Source organism: Mycobacterium sp., assembly GCF_049281135.1.
In the GTDB taxonomy this organism is placed as follows: domain Bacteria; phylum Actinomycetota; class Actinomycetes; order Mycobacteriales; family Mycobacteriaceae; genus Mycobacterium.
This window is the reverse complement of record NZ_JBAPRN010000832.1, coordinates 1-2,968: the sequence shown is the minus strand read 5'-3', so window position 1 is coordinate 2,968 and position 2,968 is coordinate 1. Positions and strand designations below refer to the sequence as shown.

Sequence of the window (2,968 nt, the reverse complement as noted above, 5' to 3'; positions counted from 1 at the left end):
GTAGACCGGATTGCGGTAGCTCATCGCCGTGCACATCTGGCCGAGTTTGATCCGCGACGTCGTTGCCGCGTATGCCGACATCAGCGACCACGCCTCGTGGGTGGCCTCGTCGGTCGGCATCGGCACGGTGTGGAAGTGGTCGTAGACCCATACCGAGTCCCAGGCACTATCGTCGGCGTAGGCAGCCAGGTCGCGCATGACCGGCCAGTGCTGGTCGACGTCGATGCCGACCAAATCCAACCGCCAGCCCTGCGGGATGAAAAATCCGAATCGCATAACCTCGGACTCTAGCCCGACGAAGATACAAGACGGGCAGGCCGTAGGGAGGTCTGATGCGGATCCTCATCTCGGGTGCCAGCATCGCCGGACCCGTGCTGGCGTATTGGCTCGCACGCGGCGGTTTCGACGTCACCGTCGTCGAGCGCGCACCGACGTTGCGTAAGACCGGCGGCCATGCTGTCGACTTGTTCCGTCCGTCGATGAAGATTTCGGCGAAGATGGGCGTCCTGCCGCGCATCGAATCGCTTGCCACCGGAACCGACCGGCTCACGCTGTACCGCGAGGGCAGGAGTCACCCGGCGCGGGTCGACCTCACCAAGATCGTCGGTGCGGCATCCGACCAGCACGTCGAGATCATGCGCGACGACCTCAGCGAGGTCTATTACGACGCCGGCCGCGAGCACATCGAGTATGTGTTCGGCGACTCGATCACGGCCATCTCGCCCGACGGCGAGGTGACATTCGAACATGCGGCGACGCGCACGTTCGACGTCATCGTCGGGGCCGACGGGCTGCACTCGAATGTCCGGCGTCTGGTGTTCGGTGAGGAGGCGGGGCTCACCCGGTTCATCGGTGGATACCTCGCGGTGGTGTCGGTACCGAAATCGTTTGCACCCGAGGGCGAAATGATCGTTCACGCCGGCGTTGGGCGGATGGCAGGCATCTACACCGCGCAGCATCTTGACGACGCCCGCGCGCTTTTCATGTTCCGGAGCAAGACCGAGCTGGACTATCACTACCGGGACACAGTGCGGCAGAAGGAGTTACTGCGCGACGCGCTCGCCGGGTTGGCTGCGCAGGCAGACGGCTGGCTGGCCGAAGTCGACCACGCGCCCACCTTCTATTTCGACTCGATCAGCCAGCTCTCACTGGATATCTGGTCACGGGGGCGAGTTACCCTCGTCGGCGATGCCGGATACTGCCCCGGGCCCGCGGTGGGTGGCAGCACCAGCCTGGCGGTCATCGGGGCGTACGTGTTGGCCGGCGAGCTCATCGAGGCTGGCGGCGATCATCTCCGCGCGTTCGCGGCCTACCAGCAGCAGATGGCCGAGAAGGTCAGTCGTAGTCGGGTCTTCGCACGAGGTGCGGCCAAAACCCTCCTTCCCGGCTCCAGCGCGGGGGTATGGGCCGTCACCCGTGGTGCGCAGTTGGTGTCGTCGCTGCCCGCGCCGTTCACCAGGACCATCGCGAAGTTGAACACCAAGGGCGTGCGGATGCACGACTCGATGCGAGCGCCCGATTACCCCGATGTAAAAATCTGAGACGAGAGGAGTCGCTGTCAATGGATCTCACCGGTATCGGGATCTGGAGTAGCCAGCTTCGCTACGGTAATCCCGCTGAATCCGCCGATGCTGCAGCGGAATTGGACGAATTGGGCTTCCGGGCACTCTGGATACCCGACGTTGGGGGGGCGGTCTTCGACGCGGTGGGCAACCTGCTCGCCGCGACCAAGCAGACCACGATCGCCACCGGGATCCTGAATCTCTGGATGCATACTCCGAGCGACGTCGCCGCGTCGTACGCGGAACTGACCGCCGCCCACGGCGACCGCTTCCTGCTGGGTATCGGGGTCAGCCACGCACCGCTGATCGATGCCGGTGCGCCCGGGCGCTACCGCAAACCGCTGGCCGCGACGGCGTCGTTCTTGGACGAGTTGGATGCCACGCCACAACCGGTTCCCACCGACCGGCGGGTGCTGGCCGCGCTCGGTCCGAAAATGCTGTCGCTGTCCGCGAGACGTGCCGCTGGGGCACACCCCTACCTCGTCACCCCCGAGCACACCGCAACGGCCCGTGGGACTCTCGGCGATGGACCCTGGCTGCTGCCAGAGCAGACCGTGATTCTCACCGACAGCGCCGACGAAGCACGCGCAATCGGAATCGACTGGCTGCGTTCGTATTTGGCGTTGCCGAATTACGCCAACAATCTGCTGCGCTCCGGCTTCTCCGACGACGATCTGGCGCAGGTGAGTGATCGCCTGTTCAACGCGATCATCGCGTGGGGCGACGAGGACGCAATCCTGCGCAGGGTCTCCGAGCATCGTTCGGCCGGCGCCGACCACGTCTGCATCCAGGTGTTGGTGAGCGACCCGAAAGCCTATCCACGCGAGCAGTGGCGCCGGATCGCGGCGGCGCTCACCTAGCGAGTGACGGATGTGACTAGCCGACTACGGTAGGTCTCATGTCCTCCAAGCACACACTGTTTCGAGTGTTCTACCGGCTGGGTTTCACGCCTTGGGACGGCCATCCGATCGCGAAGAATGTGCAAGACCTGGTCGAAGAGCTGCCCGCAGGCAAAGCCCTCGATCTCGGCTGCGGCACCGGAGACTCGTCGATCTACCTGGCGCAGCACGGCTGGAAAGTCACCGGCGTCGACTACGTACCGCAGGCCCTCGACAAGGCCCGAGCCAAGGCCGCCGCGACCAACGCGCCCGTCGACTTCGTCCGCGCCGACGTCACGCGGCTGAGTCAGGAAGGCATCGGCGCGGCGTTTGGATTGATCGTCGACAACGGCTGCCTGCACAACATGAGTGACGGCGACCGCGACGCCTACGTCCGGGAAGTCAGCGCCGTCGCCGCGCCGGGCGCGCGACTGCTGATCGTCGCGTTCCTTCCCGGCGGCCGTTTCGGAGTGCGAGGCGTCCAGCCAGCCGAGATGGAACGACGATTCACCTCCACCTGGACGATGC

The 2,968-nt window shown here is 65.2% G+C and carries 4 protein-coding genes; 3 read left to right on the top strand and 1 reads right to left on the bottom strand.

Features of this window, described 5'->3' with window-relative positions; translation table 11 throughout:
• The coding region (locus WAN02_RS33165) for an LLM class flavin-dependent oxidoreductase (protein WP_422269592.1) at positions 1 to 276 on the bottom strand (276 nt) is incomplete at its 3' end.
• A gap of 56 nt (positions 277 to 332) precedes the next feature.
• Between WAN02_RS33165 and WAN02_RS33160 the strand changes: the two genes are divergently transcribed.
• From WAN02_RS33160 to WAN02_RS33150, 3 genes are all read left to right on the top strand, one after another.
• On the top strand, positions 333 to 1,541 hold the full coding sequence (locus tag WAN02_RS33160; protein ID WP_422269591.1) for an FAD-dependent monooxygenase: 1,209 nt from the start codon (positions 333 to 335) through the stop codon (positions 1,539 to 1,541).
• A gap of 20 nt (positions 1,542 to 1,561) precedes the next feature.
• A complete protein-coding gene (locus WAN02_RS33155; RefSeq protein WP_422269590.1) occupies positions 1,562 to 2,422 on the top strand; it encodes an LLM class F420-dependent oxidoreductase in 861 nt (286 codons plus the stop codon).
• Positions 2,423 to 2,460: 38 nt separating this feature from the next.
• The coding region (locus WAN02_RS33150) for a class I SAM-dependent methyltransferase (RefSeq protein ID WP_422269589.1) at positions 2,461 to 2,968 on the top strand (508 nt) is incomplete at its 3' end.